The sequence below is a fragment of the Mesorhizobium sp. WSM3224 genome (genome assembly GCF_000427725.1).
Lineage (GTDB): Bacteria > Pseudomonadota > Alphaproteobacteria > Rhizobiales > Rhizobiaceae > Mesorhizobium.
Genome location: NZ_ATYO01000001.1, coordinates 684,412 through 702,810 on the forward strand (window position 1 = coordinate 684,412; position 18,399 = coordinate 702,810).

The 18,399-nt window shown below is 63.3% G+C and carries 19 protein-coding genes; 14 read left to right on the forward strand and 5 right to left on the reverse strand.

The window, feature by feature from the left end; all coding sequences use genetic code 11:
- Positions 1-2 precede the first annotated feature (2 nt).
- From rpoZ to YU3_RS0103250, 4 genes are all read left to right on the forward strand, one after another.
- Positions 3-404, forward strand: coding sequence for a DNA-directed RNA polymerase subunit omega (gene rpoZ, locus YU3_RS0103235; protein ID WP_027164893.1), 402 nt, complete (start codon positions 3-5; stop codon positions 402-404).
- Positions 405-533: 129 nt separating this feature from the next.
- Positions 534-2,765 (forward strand): bifunctional (p)ppGpp synthetase/guanosine-3',5'-bis(diphosphate) 3'-pyrophosphohydrolase, encoded by a 2,232-nt coding sequence (locus YU3_RS0103240; protein WP_027164894.1) that lies wholly within the window; start codon positions 534-536, stop codon positions 2,763-2,765.
- 51 nt (positions 2,766-2,816) lie between these two features.
- On the forward strand, positions 2,817-3,395 hold the full coding sequence (pyrE, locus tag YU3_RS0103245; RefSeq protein ID WP_027164895.1) for an orotate phosphoribosyltransferase: 579 nt from the start codon (positions 2,817-2,819) through the stop codon (positions 3,393-3,395).
- Between the two features lie 75 nt (positions 3,396-3,470).
- Entirely contained in the window at positions 3,471-3,854 is a 384-nt protein-coding gene (locus tag YU3_RS0103250) for a VOC family protein (RefSeq protein WP_027164896.1), read from the forward strand.
- On the opposite strand, the gene YU3_RS0103255 is transcribed toward YU3_RS0103250, so the two are convergent.
- On the reverse strand, positions 3,832-4,362 hold the full coding sequence (locus tag YU3_RS0103255) for a GNAT family N-acetyltransferase (RefSeq protein ID WP_027164897.1): 531 nt from the start codon (positions 4,360-4,362) through the stop codon (positions 3,832-3,834). The genes YU3_RS0103250 and YU3_RS0103255 overlap by 23 nt on opposite strands.
- 213 nt (positions 4,363-4,575) lie before the next feature.
- Here YU3_RS0103255 and YU3_RS0103260 point away from each other — a divergent pair, with 213 nt between their 5' ends.
- From YU3_RS0103260 to era, 5 genes are all read left to right on the forward strand, one after another.
- Positions 4,576-5,163, forward strand: a complete 588-nt coding sequence (locus tag YU3_RS0103260; RefSeq protein WP_027164898.1) for a DUF2062 domain-containing protein — start codon at positions 4,576-4,578, stop codon at positions 5,161-5,163.
- Positions 5,160-5,573: a holo-ACP synthase gene (acpS, locus tag YU3_RS0103265; RefSeq protein WP_027164899.1), complete on the forward strand. Its 414-nt coding sequence runs from the start codon at positions 5,160-5,162 to the stop codon at positions 5,571-5,573. The genes YU3_RS0103260 and acpS overlap by 4 nt, the downstream gene beginning before the upstream one ends.
- 79 nt (positions 5,574-5,652) lie before the next feature.
- Complete coding sequence (lepB, locus tag YU3_RS0103270) at positions 5,653-6,402, forward strand: signal peptidase I (protein ID WP_027164900.1); 750 nt, start codon at positions 5,653-5,655, stop codon at positions 6,400-6,402.
- Positions 6,403-6,406: 4 nt separating this feature from the next.
- The gene (rnc, locus tag YU3_RS0103275) at positions 6,407-7,123 is read left to right on the forward strand and encodes a ribonuclease III (protein WP_027164901.1); all 717 of its coding nucleotides are present in this window, start codon (positions 6,407-6,409) and stop codon (positions 7,121-7,123) included.
- Positions 7,108-8,040 (forward strand): GTPase Era, encoded by a 933-nt coding sequence (gene era, locus YU3_RS0103280; protein WP_051333829.1) that lies wholly within the window; start codon positions 7,108-7,110, stop codon positions 8,038-8,040. Before rnc ends, era begins: the two co-directional genes overlap by 16 nt.
- Positions 8,041-8,264: 224 nt before the next feature.
- On the opposite strand, the gene YU3_RS40355 is transcribed toward era, so the two are convergent.
- The gene (locus YU3_RS40355; RefSeq protein ID WP_156913298.1) at positions 8,265-8,573 is read right to left on the reverse strand and encodes a hypothetical protein; all 309 of its coding nucleotides are present in this window, start codon (positions 8,571-8,573) and stop codon (positions 8,265-8,267) included.
- Between the two features lie 88 nt (positions 8,574-8,661).
- Here YU3_RS40355 and YU3_RS0103285 point away from each other — a divergent pair, with 88 nt between their 5' ends.
- Positions 8,662-10,338: a winged helix-turn-helix domain-containing protein gene (locus tag YU3_RS0103285; RefSeq protein WP_027164903.1), complete on the forward strand. Its 1,677-nt coding sequence runs from the start codon at positions 8,662-8,664 to the stop codon at positions 10,336-10,338.
- A gap of 166 nt (positions 10,339-10,504) precedes the next feature.
- On the opposite strand, the gene YU3_RS0103290 is transcribed toward YU3_RS0103285, so the two are convergent.
- Positions 10,505-12,016 (reverse strand): winged helix-turn-helix domain-containing protein, encoded by a 1,512-nt coding sequence (locus tag YU3_RS0103290; RefSeq protein ID WP_027164904.1) that lies wholly within the window; start codon positions 12,014-12,016, stop codon positions 10,505-10,507.
- 121 nt (positions 12,017-12,137) lie between these two features.
- Positions 12,138-12,941 (reverse strand): type II CAAX endopeptidase family protein, encoded by an 804-nt coding sequence (locus tag YU3_RS0103295; protein ID WP_027164905.1) that lies wholly within the window; start codon positions 12,939-12,941, stop codon positions 12,138-12,140.
- A 264-nt stretch (positions 12,942-13,205) separates the two neighbouring features.
- Here YU3_RS0103295 and recO point away from each other — a divergent pair, with 264 nt between their 5' ends.
- Positions 13,206-13,964, forward strand: coding sequence for a DNA repair protein RecO (gene recO, locus YU3_RS0103305; protein ID WP_027164907.1), 759 nt, complete (start codon positions 13,206-13,208; stop codon positions 13,962-13,964).
- 4 nt (positions 13,965-13,968) lie between these two features.
- Here recO and YU3_RS0103310 read toward each other — a convergent pair whose 3' ends face one another.
- Positions 13,969-14,433, reverse strand: a complete 465-nt coding sequence (locus YU3_RS0103310; protein WP_027164908.1) for an NUDIX domain-containing protein — start codon at positions 14,431-14,433, stop codon at positions 13,969-13,971.
- A gap of 405 nt (positions 14,434-14,838) precedes the next feature.
- Between YU3_RS0103310 and YU3_RS0103315 the strand changes: the two genes are divergently transcribed.
- From YU3_RS0103315 to YU3_RS0103325, 3 genes are read left to right on the forward strand one after another with little or no spacing between them, the layout of a single operon-like run.
- Positions 14,839-17,607 carry a DUF2339 domain-containing protein gene (locus YU3_RS0103315; protein ID WP_027164909.1) on the forward strand — a complete coding sequence of 923 codons (2,769 nt, stop codon included), beginning with the start codon at positions 14,839-14,841 and terminating at the stop codon, positions 17,605-17,607.
- Between the two features lie 59 nt (positions 17,608-17,666).
- Complete coding sequence (locus YU3_RS0103320) at positions 17,667-17,909, forward strand: type II toxin-antitoxin system VapB family antitoxin (protein WP_027164910.1); 243 nt, start codon at positions 17,667-17,669, stop codon at positions 17,907-17,909.
- Positions 17,909-18,322, forward strand: a complete 414-nt coding sequence (locus YU3_RS0103325; protein ID WP_036257725.1) for a type II toxin-antitoxin system VapC family toxin — start codon at positions 17,909-17,911, stop codon at positions 18,320-18,322. The genes YU3_RS0103320 and YU3_RS0103325 overlap by 1 nt, the downstream gene beginning before the upstream one ends.
- Positions 18,323-18,399: the final 77 nt, after the last annotated feature.

Here is an 18,399-nt window from a genome sequence, read left to right on the forward strand (position 1 = left end):
CCATGGCCCGCGTAACCGTTGAAGATTGCATCGACAAGGTCGACAACCGTTTTGAACTCGTGCTGCTTGCCGGCCACCGCGCCCGCCAGATCAGCCAAGGCGCGCAGATCACCGTTCCGCGCGACAACGACAAGAACCCGGTCATCGCGCTGCGCGAGATCGCAGACGAGACGCTGTCGCCCGACGACCTCAAGGAAGACCTGATCCACTCGCTGCAGAAGCATGTCGAGGTCGACGAGCCAGAGGCCGAGGGCGAGGCGATCACCGACCAGACCGGCGCGACCGCTGTTGCAGCCGACGCCGACGATGCCGAGGAGAACGTCACTTTCGACCGCATGACCGAGGAAGATCTCCTCGCCGGCATCGAAGGTCTGGTGCCGCCGGAAAAGAGCGACGACTACTAAGCTTCATGGGAACAACTTGCCTGGATCAAGCATCCGGCACTTCCGTCTCGTAAGTTTGGTGGCTATCTATGGGATGCGTCGCATATTGGTGCGGCGCATCAATCATTTCAGCACCGCGAGATCCCGCCCATGATGCGTCAGTATGAGCTTGTCGAGCGCGTCCAGCGCTACAAGCCTGACGTCAACGAGGCGCTGCTCAACAAGGCTTATGTCTATGCCATGCAGAAGCATGGCCACCAGAAGCGCGCCTCGGGCGATCCTTATTTCTCGCATCCGCTCGAAGTCGCCGCCATCCTCACCGACATGCACATGGACGAGGCGACCATCGCCGTTGCCCTGCTGCATGACACGATCGAGGACACCACCGCGACCAGGGCCGAGATCGACGAATTGTTCGGTCCCGAGATGGGCAAGCTGGTCGAGGGCCTCACCAAGCTGAAGAAGCTCGACCTCGTCTCGAAGAAGGCCGAGCAGGCGGAGAACCTGCGCAAGCTACTGCTGGCGATCTCCGAGGATATTCGCGTTCTTCTGGTCAAGCTTGCCGACCGCCTGCACAACATGCGCACCCTCGACCATATGCCTGAGTCCAAGCGCCTTCGCATCGCCGAGGAGACGATGGACATCTATGCGCCTTTGGCCGGGCGCATGGGCATGCAAGGCATGCGCGAGGAACTGGAAGAAATCGCCTTCCGCTACATCAATCCGGAGGCCTATCGCGCCGTTACCGCCAGGCTGGCCGAGATTTTCGAGCGTAACAAGGGCGTCCTGCAGGAGATCGAGACGGCGCTGTCCGGCCTGTTCGAGAAACACGCCATCAACGCGGGCGTGAAGAGCCGGCAGAAGAAGCCATGGTCGGTGTTCCGCAAGATGGAGGCCAAGGCGCTCTCCTTCGAGCAGCTCTCCGACATTTTCGGCTTCCGCGTCGTCGTCGATTCGGTCGACGACTGCTACCGCGCGCTTGGCGCCATCCACACCACCTGGTCGATGGTGCCCGGCCGCTTCAAGGACTACATCTCGACGCCCAAGCAGAACGACTACCGATCGATCCACACCACCATCGTCGGCCCGTCGCGCCAGCGCGTCGAATTGCAGATCCGCACCAGGGAGATGAACAAGATCGCCGAATACGGCGTCGCCGCGCATTCGATCTACAAGGACAGCGGCGGCAAGACGAACGGCGCCGGCCATGCGATCTCCAAGGAAACCAACGCCTATGCCTGGCTGCGGCGCACCATCGAGCAACTGGCCGAAGGCGACAATCCGGAGGACTTCCTCGAGAACACCAAGCTCGAGCTGTTCCAGGACCAGGTGTTCTGCTTCACGCCCAAGGGCATGCTGATCGCGCTGCCGCGCGGCGCCACCCCGATCGACTTCGCCTATGCCGTCCACACCGATGTCGGCGACACCTGCGTCGGCGCCAAGGTCAATGGCCGCATTATGCCGTTGATGACGGAATTGAAGAACGGCGACGAGGTCGAGATCATCCGCTCCAAAGCGCAGGTGCCGCCCGCCGCCTGGGAATCGGTGGTCGTCACCGGCAAGGCGCGCGCCGCCATCCGCCGCGCCACCAAGAACGCGATCCGCAAGCAGTATTCAGGCCTCGGCGCCCGCATCCTGGAACGCGCCTTCGAGCGCGCCGGCAAGACATTCACCAAGGAAAGCCTGAAGCCGGTGCTGCACCGGCTGGCGCGCAAGGACATCGAGGATGTGCTGGCCTCGGTCGGTCGAGGCGAACTCGCCTCGACCGACGTCATGAAGGCGGTCTTCCCCGACTATAAGGACGAGCGCGTCACCGTAAGCGCCCCCAAGCAGCGCGAGGAGGGCTGGTCGAAGATCCGCAACGCTGCCGGCATGCTGTTCCAGATGCCCGGCAGCCGCGCCGCACGCAAGGACAAGGACCAGCCGCGCGACGGCGCGGTGCCGATCCGCGGCGTCCGCGGCGATCTGCCGGTGCGTTTCGCGCCGGAAGGCGCTGTGCCCGGAGACCGCATCGTCGGCATCATCCAGCCGGGAACCGGCATCACCATCTATCCGATCCAGTCGCCGGCGCTGCAGGCCTTCGACGACCAGCCCGAGCGCTGGATCGACGTGCGCTGGGATATCGACGAGCGCACCAAGGAACGTTTCCCGGCGCGCATCTCGGTCACCGCTATCAATGCGCCGGGTTCGTTGGCCGACATCGCCCAGGTCGTCGCATCCAACGACGCCAACATCCACACGCTGTCGATGATACGCACGGCGCCCGATTTCACCGAGATGCTGATCGACCTCGAGGTCTGGGACCTGAAGCATCTCAACCGGCTGCTGTCGCAGCTCAAGGACAATTCGAGCGTCAGCGACGCGCGGCGCGTGAATGGGTGAATACTCACTACTCACTACTCACTGCCATTCACCATGGACATGGAGCGAACAATGAACACCGACGAAGTGCTGGGCATTTTCCGCGAGGCCGGCGCCGTTCTCGAAGGTCATTTCATCCTGACGTCCGGCCTGCGCAGCCCGGTCTTCCTGCAGAAGGCGCGGGTCTTCATGCATGCCGACAAGACCGAGCGCCTGTGCAAGGCGCTGGCCGCGAAAATCCGGGAAAGCGTGCCCGGCAGGATCGACTATGTCGTCGGTCCGGCCATCGGCGGCCTGATCCCGGCCTACGAGACCTCGCGCCATCTTGGCGCGCCGGCGATCTGGGTCGAGCGGGAAGGGGGCGAATTCAGGCTGCGCCGCTTCGAGATTGCCGAGGGCTCGAGCGTCGTCATCGTCGAGGACATCGTCACCACGGGCCTATCGATCCGCGAAACCATCGACTGCCTGCGCGAGATCGGCGCGGATGTGGTGGCCGCCGCCTGCATCATCGACCGTTCGGCCGGCAAGACCGATGTCGGCGTGCCGCTGATCGCGCTTGCCGAATATGAAGTGCCGGCCTATCCCGCCGACCGCCTGCCGCCGGAACTCGCCGCCATTCCCGCCGTTAAGCCGGGAAGCCGCAACATCTGAGATCGCAATGCACGAAAACAAGCACTTGAGCGCATCGCTTGAGCCTCTTTCCCGGAGACACGAGGCGAGGTCGCGATGATCGCCGGCATCGACCACTTCGTGCTGACGGTCCGTTCGGTCGAAGCGACCTGCGACTTCTACCGGCGGGTGCTTGGCATGCGGCGCGTGGATGAGCCGAACCGGCCGACCGCGCTTTTGTTCGGCTCGCAGAAGATCAACCTGCATGAGGTCGGCCGTACTTTCGAGCCGAAGGCAAAGGCGCCGACGCCGGGGTCCGGCGATTTCTGCCTCGTTGCCGCCGTGCCGCTTGCCGAAGTCCAGGCCAGCCTCGAAGCCAATGGCGTGGCGATCGAAGTCGGACCGGTCGAACGCACCGGCGCGCGCGGCACCATGATGTCGGTCTATTTTCGCGATCCGGACGATAATCTGGTCGAGGTCAGCGAGTATCCGCTCGACTGAGATCGAGCCGCATCGCGCAGCGCTGGTCCAAAGGCATGCCGTGCTCGGCCTCGTCGCTGAGCAGGCTTGCGAGCCGTTCGTCGATCCCGGCGTCTTCGAGGACGCGAAATCCGAACTTGCGATAGAAGGGCGCGTTCCAGGCGACGGCGCGAAATGTCGTTAGCGTGATAGCGGCCAGGCCGCGCTGCCCGGCGTCTTCGATGGCTCGTTCGACCAGGGCGCGCCCAATGCCTTGGCCCTGCCGGTCGAGGCGCACGTCCAACTCCCAGATATGCAGCGCAACGCCCTCGATCCCGGCGCTCAGGAAGCCGACCGGCTGCTGCCGGCCATCGGCGGCAACCCAGCATGCGCCCCCGGCTATCAGCGCGCGGTGCCGTTCGGCGCTGACATTGTCTCCGTCGGCCAGCCATGCCAGTTCCGGGATGGCGCGGAACGCCCGTCCGGCGGACTGCTCGATCTGAGGCAATGCCCCCGCATCCTCGGTCCGCGCCGGTCGAATTGTGATCATCGGCCCCTTATCCTGGCTGTTTTCCTCAGTTTCGCCAGAATGAGGCTATTGTTACAGCCTGCGGCAGACCATCGCGGCGGCGTTTCGTTGTTGCGCGGCCTTGTCGTCGCTATATCAAAGTCTTGTTGCCTTTCTGCGCCCTCGAAGCGCAAGATAAGTTTGCGCGTCCCGGTGGGCAGGGGCAGCGCGTGTTGGACCGGGAACTGGAACAGAGTGCTTTTTCGACGCCGAGAGCCTGATGGCCTCCTGGAGCGGGTGCGTACTTATCTTTGGCCGCGCCGCTCGTTTTCGCGTTCTGTTCAGTATTTTTCCAAGCGCATCCTGCGGCTGAAGGCGACGCCGCATTCCGTCGCCGCTGGCGTTGCCGCTGGCGTTTTTGCCTCCTTTTTCCCGCTTGGCTTCCACTTCATCGTCGCCGCCGTGCTGTGCTGGATCATCGCTGGCAATCTGGTCGCGGCGGCGCTCGGTGCCGTGTTCTTCGGCAATCCGCTGACCTTCCCGCTGCTGTGGGGCGCGTCCTGGGAAACCGGCAAGCTGCTCCTGCATGAACGCCTGCCGAAGCACGGGCCGCCCGAGCATCTCGGCGAAATGATGCACAAGCTCTCCTTCGCGAAGCTCTGGCACCCCGTTCTGGAGCCGATGTTGATCGGTGCGGTGCCGCTCGGCCTGGCCTTCGGGCTCTTGTTCTATGGCATCACGCGCTGGGGCATGACCGTGTTTCGCGAGCAGCGCAAGAAGCGCATGGCCGAGCGTGCCGAGAAGAAATCGCGGCAGGGCGGACGGGAAGTGCCCGCGGAATGATCATCGGCATCGGCAGCGACCTGATCGACATCAGACGGATCGAAAAATCGCTGGAACGGCACGGCCAACGCTTCGTCCAGCGCATCTATACCGAGGTCGAACAGGCCAAGTCGGAAAGGCGTGCCGCCCGCGCGGCCTCCTATGCCAAGCGCTTCGCCGCCAAGGAGGCCTGCGCCAAGGCGCTGGGCACGGGCATGGCCGAGGGCGTATTCTGGCGCGACATGGGCGTGATCAACCTGCCGAGCGGTGCGCCGACCATGGCGCTGACCGGCGGCGCCGCGGCCAGGCTAGAGAAAATCCTGCCGACAGGCCACCGCGCGCTGATCCACCTCACCATCACCGATGATTTCCCGCTTGCTCAAGCCTTTGTGATCATCGAGGCAGTGCCCGCCGAACAAGCGCCACATTGATTCCATCTGACCACGAGCGGCACGACGTTGCCCAGCGCGCGCCGAGACTCTATACAAACATCGCACAATCGAGGACGACATGAGCGTGGCTGAAAAATCGCAGAAGAAATCCGGCGGACTTGGTGAAACCTTCTCCGTCATCATCCAGGCTCTGCTGCTCGCGCTCGTCATCCGCACACTACTCTTCCAGCCTTTCTCCATTCCGTCCGGCTCGATGCGGCCGACCCTGCTCGAAGGCGACTATCTGTTCGTCACCAAATGGGCCTATGGCTATTCGCGCTATTCGCTGCCATTCGGTCCCGACCTCTTCTCCGGCCGCATCTGGGGCTCGGAGCCCAAGCGCGGCGACGTGGCGGTGTTCAAGTTCCCGCCGGATCCGTCGGTCGACTACATCAAGCGCGTCATCGGCCTGCCCGGCGACAAGATCCAGATGAAGGATGGCCAGCTTTTCATCAATGACGTTGGCGTGCCGCGCGTAAAGACCGGCCAGATCGAAAACCCCGACATCACCGAAGTGCCGCAGCCGGTCGACGTCTATCGCGAGACGCTGCCGAACGGTGTCAGCTACGACACGCTCGACCTGACGCCGAATTCGATCGGCGACAACACGCGCGAATGGACCGTGCCGGCCGGCCACTACTTCATGATGGGCGACAATCGCGACAATTCTTCCGACAGTCGCTTCACAGTTGGCTTCGTTCCGGCCGAGAACCTGGTTGGCCGCGCCAATCTCATCTTCTTCTCGATCGCCGGCAAGGCGAGCCCGCTCGAGATCTGGAAGTGGCCGTCGCTCATGCGTGCCGGGCGCCTGTTCCATTTCGTCCACTAGAGTCATGGCGGCCGGCAAGCGTTTGACCGCCGATGCCCTAGCCGAAGCGCTTGTCGAGCGCACCGGCCACGTCTTTGCCGACCGCCAGCGCCTGCAGCGGGCGCTGACCCACGCCAGCGCGCGTTCGACCCATGCCGGCGTCGATTATGAGCGTTTTGAATTCCTGGGCGACCGTGTTCTTGGCCTTGTCGTTGCCGACATGCTGCTTGCTTCCTTCCCCGATGCCGCCGAGGGCGAGCTTTCGCTGCGTTACAACGCGCTGGTCAACGCCGAGGCGCTCTCCGAAATCTCCGAGGAGATCGGCCTGCCCGAACTGATCCGCGCCGGTTCCGATGTGCGCAATCTCGAAGGGCGCAAGCGCACCAATCTGCGCGCCGATGCGCTGGAATCGCTGATTGCCGTGCTTTACCTTGATGGTGGCCTTGAGGCTGCCCGCGCGTTCATCCATCGCTACTGGCAGCCGCGCTCGCAGGCGACCGGTGCTGCGCGCCGCGATGCCAAGACCGAATTGCAGGAATGGGCGCACCAGGCAGCGGCCGGCGCCGTGCCGGCCTACCGCATCGACAGCCGCGAAGGGCCAGACCACGATCCGCTGTTCACCGTCAGCGTCAAGGTCGGCTCTTTTGCTCCCGCGATCGGCAGCGGCCGCTCCAAGCGCGAGGCCGAGCAGGCCGCAGCGGCTACTCTTTTGCTGCGCGAGGGCGTATGGAGCGCGGCATGATCGCAAACCAATCTCCCGAGACCCCCAACACCCACTCCGGTTTCGTCGCGCTGATCGGCGCGCCCAATGCCGGCAAGTCGACGCTGGTCAACCAGTTGGTCGGCGCCAAGGTGTCGATCGTCACCCACAAGGTGCAGACCACCCGCGCCATCGTGCGCGGCATCGCCACGCATGACAACGCGCAGATCGTCTTCGTCGACACGCCCGGCATCTTCAAGCCGAAGCGGCGGCTGGACACCGCGATGGTGACGACCGCTTGGGGCGGCGCCAAGGATGCCGATGTCGTGGTGTTGCTGATCGACGCCGAGCGCGGCATCAGGGGCGATGCCGACGCCATCCTCGACCGGCTGAAGGATGTCCGGCAGCCGATGCTGCTCGTCCTCAACAAGGTCGACCGCGTCAAGCCGGAGACGCTTCTGGCCCTGTCCGCGGCAGCAAACGAAAGAGTGCCGTTCAAGCGCACCTTCATGGTCTCGGCGCTCACCGGCTCGGGCTGCAAGGACTTGCTCGACTATCTGGCAGAAGCGCTTCCCGCCGGCCCCTGGTACTATCCGGAGGACCAGATCTCCGACCTGCCGATGCGCCAGCTCGCGGCCGAGATCACGCGCGAGAAGCTTTATCTGAGGCTGCATCAGGAGCTTCCCTATTCCTCGCATATCGAAACCGAGAAATGGGAAGAGAAGAAGGACGGCTCGGTGCGCATCGAGCAGGTCATCTATGTCGAGCGCGACAGCCAGAAGAAGATCGTGCTCGGCCACAAGGGCGAGACGATCCGCGCCATCGGTCAGGCCGCGCGGATGGAGATTGCCGGCATCCTCGAACAGAAGGTGCACCTCTTCCTGTTCGTGAAGGTGCGCGAGAACTGGGGCGACGACCCCGAGCGCTACCGCGAGATGGGGCTGGAGTTTCCTCATTGATGCGAGCGAACCACGCTCATTCCCCATTGTGGCTAATTAAACGACGCGCGATGTTGCGGGCTCAAAAAGGCCGCTAAGGCCAGAGCGCATGCTAGGCGCCGATGGGCCCAACGTCTTGATTGGGCCGTAAGCGGACCGACAGGTTAAGACTGCGAATCCTCAATAGCGGACCGTGGTCGGTCGCATGCGAGATGAAGCTGTCGAGGGGCGATCGAGGATCGCCTTCACTGACCCTCGTGGGTAAGTTGGGAGATACTAGCCGTCCAAGTAGGATCGACGTTAGTGAGCTCACAATACGTGAAAGAAACAAAAGAACCCGGTTGCGGCGAAAGAAATTCTCCCTGGTGCTTCCATGCGAGGCAGATTTTCATCGTGTCGAAAGATTTTTGTTCTCGGCGTTCATGGATGCGGCCATCGACAAATATAAGCGAAATTATATGCGCGGTTGCATTTAGAGATTGAGGATCTGCTTTCGCGGCCGTTGGCACGGCCAAGAGAAGAGCCAGAGCGATGATGGGCTTGGTGCGATTCATGTCGTCCTCCGTTCCATCCGGTGCTGCTGGGATCGCTTGGAGGTGAAGGCCGAATGGGCTAAACTAGGAGGCGCGCCAGGAAGGTGAAATGTCCCGAACGGCCCCTGAAATTGACCCGAAATCTGCTGAAACAATCACGTTTCGCGGTTTTGTCTTCCTGACGAAAAGCAAAGAACTCCGAACCGTCGAAGGCAAAGCGGTCAGTCTTCGCAGCCAGTCTGCCGAGGTGCTCTGCGTGCTCGCGGCGCGACCGGGCGAAATCGTATCCAAGGATGCGCTGATGCAGGCGGTTTGGCCCGATACCTTCGTGACCGACGACAGCCTCACGCAATGCATTGCCGATATTCGCCGCGCGTTGGCGGACCACGCGCACGTGATCGTGGAAACCGTCCCAAGGAGAGGCTACCGGCTGAATGCCGATCTGTCGGACGCGGCGGACCCAAACGCCGCAGCCTGCACGAAACGTGCCAGGGCACGACTCTCGCAGCGCGGCTTCATTCTTGCTGCACTAGCTCTCGTCGCGGCAGCGATCGGCACATACTACGGCGCGGAAGCATGGCGAGCCGCTCCCGTTCGTTCGAGCGACATGCCCAGGATTGCGATCCTTCCCTTCGATGACATGAGTGCCGGTGCGGACAAGGAATATCTCAGCGATGCCGTTGCCGAGGGGATCATCACCGAGCTGGCGCGGAGCAAGACTTATGCCGTCATCGCCAGGAACTCCAGCTTCAAGTACCGCGGTAAGCCGATCGACGCCAGACAGATTGGAGATGAACTCGGCGTCGACTACCTGCTCGAAGGCAGCCAGCAGAAGATCGGGGACCGGCTGAAAGTGTCCGCCCAACTGCTGAATGCGCATGACGGGTCACATGTCTGGGCCAACTCCTACAACCGGGAGATTGGCGATCTTTTCGTGGTCCAGGAGGAAATCATCCGCACGCTTGCGGATCGGGTCGGATTAAGGATTGAGCGACCCTTGCCACGGAGCGATGCCGCGCAGGTCAGCGCGCTCCGCTATTACCTGATGGGGAGGGCCAAGATCGGAGAGGATATTTCAGCCGAGGGGAACGAGCTGTTAAGGCAGTTCAGCCTCAAGGCGATCGAAGCGGATCCGAACTCCCAGTTCGGCTATATCGGGCTGGCCTGGTACGATCGCAATGACGCGGTATTCGGGTGGCACGCGCAGGAACACAACCGGGACGAGGCGTTGAAACTCGCTGCCGAATACGCCGACAAGGCCATCCTGCTCGCTCCTGATGACGCTCAAGCGCATGAGGTCCGCGCCAGCATCGACACCGAAGCCGGAGAGGTCGAGCAGGCCCTTGCCCAGTACGATCAGGCGATCGCCTTGAACCCCAGCGACTCGCATATCCTCGTTATGAGTACGAACGTGTTGCTGTATGTTGGCCGCGCCGACGAAGCGATCGATCGGATCGAGCAGGCCAAGGGCATCGACCCCTTCCACCCTGACTGGTTCCACTGGCAGATGGGCTGGGCGCTCTGGGAAAAGAATGATTGTGGGGCGGCGCTGGCGGCGATGCGGAAAATGTCCAGAATCCCGAGCGGCGCACAGCGCATGCTTGCGGGGATCCACGCTTGTCTAGGAAATAAGCGTGAGGCAAAGGAAGCGCTTGCGGTTTTCCTTCGGAACACTCCTAGTGAATCCATCAGTAAAGAACGCAGGGAGTGGGACAAAATTTGGACCGCACCCGGAAGCCTTGACCGCTGGATCAAGCAGATGCGGTTCGCGGGGTTGCCGGAGTGACGGCCTACCGTATGCGGGCCCGGCAGAAGTCATGGGCTGCAAACTTGAAGTGGTCCACGGAAGCGCGGCCGTCTATTTCTCGATCGCGGTCGTCACCGTCCTAAGATTGGTTGAGACGTCAGCGTGATTTATGCAGGCGGTCCGCGCACGCCACCGCTAGCACAGCTCAGGATCCTTGACCCTCTCCAAGTGCCAGCGCCACGCCTTGTGCAAGGTGCTCCATGTCGGAGGGGTTCTCGAACGGCACGGCTGACATCGCATAATCGAGCGGAGAGAAATCGGCGTCATCGGCCTTGATCAATGCAACCTGTTGCCTCGCCGCTTCCATTTTGCCGAGTTGGGCACAACAGGCCGCGAGCCGAGTCCTGATCCACGGCATCGGTCGCGTGGCCAGTTCCAGCGTCTCGACAGCGGGCTGGTACTCGCCAATCATGTAGAGAGCCAACGCGCGATCATACTGGTACCAGTGCGGATTGAGCGGGTCGATGCGGATAGCGCGCGCCAACCAGGCAAGCGCATCAAGCGGCCGGCCGCGCATCACCATGAGATAGCCCATCTGCCCGATGCACTCGGCGTCGCTCGGATTGAGCTCGAGTGCGATCCGCAAATGATGTTCGGCGGCTTGGTGATCGCGCATGTTCAGCCGCACCAGGGACTGGATGCGGTGCGCGGTCGCCTGGTCTGGCGACAACGCGATACCTTTCTCGGCAAGCTCGCGGGCTTTCGCAAGCACGGCTGCACTGATGCTCCCAAACTCGCCATTCAGCACGTGCGACAGCGCCAGATAGGTGTAGGCAAGACCATAGGCCGGATCCCGCGCTATCGCTGCTTCGAAAAGCGCCGCGGCCGTCTTCAGGTCGCTCTGCGCCGGATCGCGCAGCAAGGTTACCCCGCGCAGCGCCAGTTCATAGGCAGCAAGGTTTGCCAGCGGCTTTCGTGCCGCGCGCTGCAGGCCGGCATTGTGCACCCGCACCACCAGCCGTCCGACGATTTCCTCGACAATATCCTGTTGGATGGCAAAGAGCCCTGCATCCTCGACGCCGTAGCGCTCGCCCCAAAGCTGGATTGCGTTGGCCGCGTCGACGAGATTGACCGCAACGACAAAGCCGCCTGGCTGCCGGCGAACATAGCCGTCGACGAGATAATCGGCGCCAATGCGCGAGCGAACGGTCGGCCATTCGGTGGGCATGTTGGAGGCGAAGGAAAAGCTTGAGTTGCGCGCCAGCACCGTCACGGTGCCGAAGCGGGCCAAGCCGTTGATGACGTCCTCGGCAAAGCCGTCGACAATCGCTTGGTCGGCCGGATCCGCGCCGTCATTGCGAAACCTGAGCACGGCCACGATTGGTTGCGTGCCGGGCTCCGGGACCACCTCCGTTTCGGCCGCCAGCATATAGCCGCGCTTTGACACCGTTCGCACCATTTCTTCGCCCAGCACCTTGCGGATTTCTCGGATCGACTGTGTCAGCGAATCCTCGGTGACGAAGACGCCCGGCCAGACCGTGTCCATCAGCTCCGATTTCGGCACGACGCGGCCGATGTTGCGAGCGAGGTGCGTCAGCAGCGCGTAGGCTTTCGGGCGCAGGTAAGCTGTCCGGTCCGCTTGGCCAAGTGTGCCCTTGCCCAAGTCGAGCGTGAAATCGCCGAAATGAAAAACCTGATCGGTGGTCGAAACCGCCATCAAGAGACCCGCTCCCTGGAGGCCGTGCGATATTGGCTACGCCTCGGGAGCGGGGTCAAGACCAGATGTTGGCACCACCCGCGAAAACGCGCTGCCCAGGAAGCGCGTCTATGTCTGCGGCTCAGGCGATTCCGGCAATGGCGACCCTGGCCTTTGACCTGTGGGCGAACCTCTCGGTGCCGTAGCAGGCCACGATCGCCAACGCGATGACCGCCCAGATCGCAACGCCGATCCATTGCTGCTGCACGTAGTCGCCGCCGGTGAACACCTTGCCGAGGAAGCGCACGCTGTTCTGGTGCGTGACATGCATTATGATCGCAAGCAGCACGCTGCCGGTGTTCTGGTAAAGCCAGGTGAAGACGATTGCCGCCAACACGACGTTGATCGTGCCGTAGAGGCTGAGATCGCCGACCAGGCCGAGCGGTAGGTGCCAGATTGCCCAGATCACGCCGAGGATCAGGCTACCGGCGAGCGCCGAATGGCTGGAAAGAAGGCGCGGCGTCGCAAAGCCGCGCCAGCCGGGTTCCTCGCCTAATGGGCCGCTGAAGACAGCATAGAGCGCGATGATCGGCAGCATCTCGGACAAGGCGGGGATGTTGCCCCAGGTCGGTACCGCCGCGCCGAGCAGCGGATTGATCAGGATCGAGGCAAGCTGCGCGCCGAATGGCAGGCCGAGCGCCACCAGATACCAAACCGGGCGGACACGCCATTTAACCATCGAGGCGAGCACGGGCTTGATCGCCCCCCAGCCTCCGGCAAGTCCCGAGACGATGAAGCCGGAGACCATCGGCCCGAAGGTGAACCAGGGAATGCTATCGCCATGCGACAAATAGAAGGGAACGAATGCCAGCCATGTCAGGCCGAGCGCCAGCAAAAAAAATGCAATAAGCTGATGCCTTCGCACCAGGCTCAGGAAGGAAGTCATCTCAAGTCCTCTCAACGGGCAGTGATCATGAGAGGTCGACGGCTGCCCGATCGGTCGACATGCATCTGAGCACGATCCGGCCGAACCGTTCCGGCGGGAGGTGCGTCGACCGCATCGGCCAACGCGTTCTTATTGGAGGCAGCGCGCCCGAAAATCCCGACTGCTTTCTGAAAGATTTCCGATATTTGCAATTGGCAGCATTCTTCACGCTTGATTCAGCCGAAATCTTGATTTCGCCACCCAACAGGTGAAAAGCTCCCGCCCATGGAATGGCGCGACGAGGGAATCATTCTCGGCACTCGCAAGCATGGCGAAACCAGCGCCATCCTCGAGGTGATGACGCGCGCTCATGGCCGCCATCTCGGGCTGGTGCGGGGAGGGCGCTCGCGCAAGCAGCAGCCGGTGCTGCAACCCGGCAACCGCGTCGACCTTCTGTGGCGGGCGCGGCTCGACGAGCATCTCGGCATCTTCCAGGCCGAAGCGATCGAAATGAACGCCGCGCGGCTGATGGACAGCGCGGTCGCGGTCTACGGCCTGCAGACCATGGCCGCGCATCTCAGGCTTCTGCCCGAGCGCGATGCGCATGGCGGCCTCTACGAGGCGCTTGCCGTGATGATCTCCCATCTGGGCGATGCCGATGCGGCGGGCGAGCTGGTGGCGCGCTTCGAGCTGCTCATCCTCGACGAGCTCGGCTTCGGCCTCGACCTCAGCCAATGCGCCGCGACCGGTTCTAGGCAGGACTTGGCCTATGTCTCGCCGAAATCCGGACGCGCGGTCTCGCGCGCGGCAGGCGCTCCGTGGCACGACAAGATGCTGGCGCTGCCGGCGTTCCTGCAGCGCGGCTCGGGCCTGCGCGCCGATCAGGCGGCACTGGAAGACGCCTTCCGGCTGAGCGGGTTCTTCTTCACCCGCCATGTCTACGAGCCGCGCGGCCTCGAGCCGCCCGACGCCCGCGCCGGCTTCCTGGCCGCGCTGCGCCGGCATCATGCGGCGACGAAGGCGATTGCGGGTGAGGCAGGATAGAAGCCTAATCCGCTGCTCTTCGCTCCAGGAAATCGTCGAGCATGGCGCGCTGGCCCTTCAGGATCTTGAGGCCGGCTTCGGGCAGTGAAAACCAGCCGGCTCTATCCACTTCGGGAAATGCCTTCATGCTTCCCGACCTCGGCGGCCACTCCATGGTGAACATGTTGCTCTTGATGGCATTGGCGTCGACATCGGCCTCGACGCTCCACGCGACCACGATCTTGCCACCCGGCTGCTTGTAACTGCCGAGCGGCCGGAAATCGCCGTCGATGGCGACACCGAGCTCCTCTTCGGCTTCCCGTTTGGCTGCCTCGAGTTCGTCCTCGGTGTCGCCGATCAATCCCTTCGGGATCGACCACGCGCCTTCATCCTTTCTGGCCCAGAACGGCCCGCCCGGATGGACGAGTAGGAATTCGAGCACACCGGCGATGCGCCTGTGGATCAGCAGGCCCGCGCTCTTCTGCGGCATCGGTCACCTCGCGACATTGTCTTCGCCGCGCGAGAATAGCACGAGTATTTCGCAGCGGAGGTCACGCAATCTCGCCGCCGAAAGTGGCGGTGCAGCCGGCCTGGCATTGGATAAACCGGCAAGTTGCTGGCAATCGGCAACGAAACATGCTCGATCTTGTCTGTGCATGTCGCCCAAAAGTGCGCAGCGGTTTTGGGAGAACGATATGCACCAAAACAATGTGCATGTCGCCCAAAAGTGTGCAGCGGTTCTGGGACAACGACATGCATAAAAACAAAGATTAAAGCGCGTCGCCTGAATCAGTTTCAGCGCAACACGCTTTAGCCGGCAAGACGCTGATTTGCGCCAGCCGTCTCATTGCCGCATTTATTGGCCACGACTGGTCTGGTTTTGAGGGAAACCACCATGTTTTTCAGCCTGATCGCCATTGCCGCCGTCATCGCTCTTTTCGTCATCGTTTCACGACAGCAAAACCGCATCGCGCTGGTCGAGCGTGAGCTCGGCGTCCTGCGCGGCCTGGTGCAGCCACCGTCCAAGACGGCCACCGCCGCGCAAGAAGGTGTTTCCGAGGAGGCCAGTCCGGCCGCGGCCTCCGCAGTGCCGTTGGCTGGCGACGCGACCGCGGCCGAAGAGATCGTCGCGAAGCCCGCGGCCGCCGAAGGCGAGGCGATGGCTGGACCCTGGACGAAGGGCAAGGCGAGCCCGGCGCAATACGCCGGGCCATCCGAACCGGCGCAACCTGTCTCCGTGGCCGAGACGCCTGCGGCAGGGGCGCCTGCGCCCGCAAAGCCGGCGCGCCAGACCGATGTCGAGACGGCGCTCGGCACGCGCTGGGCGGTGTGGGTCGGCGGCATTGCGCTGGCGCTGGGTGGCCTGTTCCTAATCCGCTACACCATCGAGGCCGGCATTTTCGGTCCCGGCGTGCGGCTGACGATGGCTGGCATCCTCGGCCTCGTGCTGATAGCCGGCGCCGAATTCATCCGCCGCACCGGCTTCAAGGTGCCGGTGCAGGGCGCGGCCGGCGCCTATATTCCCGCGATACTCACGGCTGCCGGCGCCTTTATCCTGTTTGGCACGGTCTACGCAGCGCACGGCATCTATGGCTTCATCGGCCCGGCGACGGCCTTCGCGCTGCTTGGCATCATCGGCGTCGCGACCATCGGTGCTTCGCTCGTGCATGGCCTGGCGCTGGCCGGCATCGGTCTCGTCGGCGCCATGGTTACGCCGGCGCTGGTCGCCTCGCAGGCCCCCAACCCCTGGGCGCTGTTCGTCTATCTGGCGATCGTGCTCGCGGCGACCGCGGCAACCGCCCGCATTCGGGACTGGAAGGCGCTTATGGCCGCTGCCTTCGCCGGCACCGGCATATGGACCGTTCTTTACATGGTCGACGCGCCGGACGTGATCCTTGCCGCCGTCCTGTTCATCAGCCTGGCCACGCTGGCCGTGCTTGCTTTCGTCTGGCTCGCGGGCCGCGACGGGTCCGCGCGCGGCTTCGACTGGCCATCGATCGTGCCCGGCTTCTTCATCGCCTTGAGCGCGATCGGCCTGTCCGTCGATCCGGCCTTTGCCAGCGCCGGCGATGCCTTGCACGGTGCGGTCCGCCTGGCCGCGCTGGTCGCGGTGGCGCTCTACCAGCCACGTGCGCTTCCGCTGGTCTTTGCCGCCGGCATCGCGACCGTGCTGATCTATCTCGGCATCATCCCGCCTGCAACGATCGGCGCGGATGCGCTCGATGTCGGTCTGGACGCCCAGCCTTTGGCGTCGTCCGACGCGCTGACTTTCCGCATCGGCATCGCGCTTGGCCTGATCTTCCTCGCCGCCGGGTTCTGGGCGGCACGCCGCTTCGCCGCCACCGCTCCGGTGCGCGCGGCCTGCTGGGCGGCCTGGGGCGTCATTGCTCCGCTGGTGGTGCTGCTGGCGCTGTGGCTGACCTTCGGCGATATCGACCGCGACTTCGGCTATGCGCTGCCGGCGCTGTTGCTGGTGCTGGCTTTTGCCGCCGGCGGCGAATGGATCGCGCGCGCGGAGGAGCCGCCGCTGGCTGGCGGCCCGGCCGTGTCGTTCGCGCTTGGCGGCGCCGGCGGCGCCGGGCTGTTGATGCTGCATATGGCCTTCGGTTCGGGCTGGACGACCGTGCTGGTCGCCGCCGCCGCGATCGTGCCTGCGCTGGCCACGCGCTGGCGATCTTACCCCGTGCTGGGCTGGATCGCGGTGGGCGCGGCGGTCGCCGTGCTCGGCCGTATCGCCTTCGATCCAACGATCGTCGGCGCAGCGTTTCTGTCCAGGACGCCGGTCTTCAACTGGCTGCTGCCGGGCTACGGCGTGCCGGCGCTCGCCTTCGGCTTCGCCGCCTGGCAGCTCGCCCGCACCACCCCCGCACTACCAATAGCTGGCAATGGCCGGCCGCGCCTTGCGATGGAGGCAGCCTCGGCGCTGTTCGCGCTGCTCACCATTGCCATGCTGGTTCGCCATGCCATGCATGGCGGCGTCATCGACACCGGCACGGTGACGCTTGCCGAACAGGCGATCTACACGCTGATAGCGCTCGGCGCCGGCGCCATACTGGTTGCCATCGACATGCGCTCGCCAAGCTCGGTTCTGCGCTATGGCTCGCTGGCTGCCGGCGTGGTCTCGGCAGGCCTGATCGCCGTTCAGCATTTCATAGTGCTGAACCCGCTGCTGACGGACGAGTCGACTGGCACGATCCCGGTCTTCAACCTCCTGTTGCTCGCCTATCTGCTGCCGGCGATCGCCGCCGGCGCGCTGGCGCTCTATGTCCGCGACAAGCGCCCGAAATGGTACGCGGCGATGCTGGCGCTGATCGCCTCGCTGCTTGCCTTCGCCTATGCGACGCTGTCGGTGCGCCGACTGTTCAAGGGCGAGTTCATCGCCCTGTGGAGCGGGCTCGGCCAGCTCGAGACCTACACCTATTCGGCGCTCTGGCTGGTCATCGGCGTGGCGCTGCTGACCGCCGGCGTCTGGCTGAAATCGCAGGTGCTGCGCATCGCCTCGGCGGCGCTGATCGCGGTCGCGGTGGTGAAGGTCTTCCTGTTCGACATGTCGGAGCTGGAAGGCGTGCTGCGCGCGCTGTCCTTCATCGGCCTCGGCGCCGTGCTGATCGGCATCGGCCTTTTCTATCAGCGGCTGCTGACAAGGGCGGCGAGGGAAACGTGACGTGTCGGCTTGTTTGGATATTCAAAACGGAATATATGAATATCCAATAGGAGATATTCATGCCGCTCTACATACGTGACGACGAAGTGGATGCGCTGGCCACCAAATTGCAGCGCGAGACGAACGCGCCGAGCAAGACTGAGGCAGTGCGGACAGCCCTTATGCACGAACTGGAACGCAACCGGGCCAAGGTGCCGCTGCGCGATCGGATCGTTAAGCTTCAGACGGAGGCGAAGAAGATCGGTCTGCCCAACCCCGATTTCAATATGAAAAAATTCACTGATGAGATGTGGGAAGACTGATGTTTGTCGACGCGTCGGTGATCGTCGCCATTCTCAACCAGGAAGCGGGCTGGGAGGAATTGTCCAAACAGCTCTCAGGGCCCGCCGACTTCTACGTCTCTGCGATGGTCCGTTTTGAAGCGACACAGGCCCTGGCGCGAGCCGGTGCAGGTTCCCGCAAGCCGACCGCTGAAGCGCTCCTTAAAGCCCGCGATCTGGTGGATCAGCTCATTGTGGAGATTGGCGGAGAAAATGTGCCGATCGGCGAAGAGATCGGTGCGCGGGCTATCGATGCCAGCGCTCGCTATGGCAAAGCTGTTGGCCATCAAGCCGATCTGAACTTGGGCGACTGTTTTGCCTACGCCTGTGCGAAAGCTCTCGGTATTGCGCTGCTTTATAAAGGCAATGATTTCCTGCTGACGGATTTGAGATAATTAGGCATCTCATTGACTGACGGGAATAAACTGCCCTCCGCCCGCGTTATTCACTTGCTTGGGTAATCGCAGCGGTT

Bases quoted from the DNA above. Each gene is read 5' to 3' on its own strand.
- YU3_RS0103285 (WP_027164903.1), top strand. From the start codon at position 8,662: ATGTCCCGAACGGCCCCTGAAATTGACCCGAAATCTGCTGAAACAATC.
- YU3_RS0103240 (WP_027164894.1), top strand. From the start codon at position 534: ATGATGCGTCAGTATGAGCTTGTCGAGCGCGTCCAGCGCTACAAGCCT.
- rpoZ (WP_027164893.1), top strand. From the start codon at position 3: ATGGCCCGCGTAACCGTTGAAGATTGCATCGACAAGGTCGACAACCGT.
- acpS (WP_027164899.1), top strand. From the start codon at position 5,160: ATGATCATCGGCATCGGCAGCGACCTGATCGACATCAGACGGATCGAA.
- YU3_RS0103250 (WP_027164896.1), top strand. From the start codon at position 3,471: ATGATCGCCGGCATCGACCACTTCGTGCTGACGGTCCGTTCGGTCGAA.
- YU3_RS0103290 (WP_027164904.1), bottom strand. From the start codon at position 12,016: ATGGCGGTTTCGACCACCGATCAGGTTTTTCATTTCGGCGATTTCACG.
- YU3_RS0103320 (WP_027164910.1), top strand. From the start codon at position 17,667: ATGCCGCTCTACATACGTGACGACGAAGTGGATGCGCTGGCCACCAAA.
- era (WP_051333829.1), top strand. From the start codon at position 7,108: ATGGAGCGCGGCATGATCGCAAACCAATCTCCCGAGACCCCCAACACC.
- YU3_RS0103325 (WP_036257725.1), top strand. From the start codon at position 17,909: ATGTTTGTCGACGCGTCGGTGATCGTCGCCATTCTCAACCAGGAAGCG.
- YU3_RS0103310 (WP_027164908.1), bottom strand. From the start codon at position 14,433: ATGCCGCAGAAGAGCGCGGGCCTGCTGATCCACAGGCGCATCGCCGGT.
- recO (WP_027164907.1), top strand. From the start codon at position 13,206: ATGGAATGGCGCGACGAGGGAATCATTCTCGGCACTCGCAAGCATGGC.
- YU3_RS0103315 (WP_027164909.1), top strand. From the start codon at position 14,839: ATGTTTTTCAGCCTGATCGCCATTGCCGCCGTCATCGCTCTTTTCGTC.
- pyrE (WP_027164895.1), top strand. From the start codon at position 2,817: ATGAACACCGACGAAGTGCTGGGCATTTTCCGCGAGGCCGGCGCCGTT.
- lepB (WP_027164900.1), top strand. From the start codon at position 5,653: ATGAGCGTGGCTGAAAAATCGCAGAAGAAATCCGGCGGACTTGGTGAA.
- YU3_RS0103295 (WP_027164905.1), bottom strand. From the start codon at position 12,941: ATGACTTCCTTCCTGAGCCTGGTGCGAAGGCATCAGCTTATTGCATTT.
- YU3_RS0103255 (WP_027164897.1), bottom strand. From the start codon at position 4,362: ATGATCACAATTCGACCGGCGCGGACCGAGGATGCGGGGGCATTGCCT.
- YU3_RS40355 (WP_156913298.1), bottom strand. From the start codon at position 8,573: ATGAATCGCACCAAGCCCATCATCGCTCTGGCTCTTCTCTTGGCCGTG.
- rnc (WP_027164901.1), top strand. From the start codon at position 6,407: ATGGCGGCCGGCAAGCGTTTGACCGCCGATGCCCTAGCCGAAGCGCTT.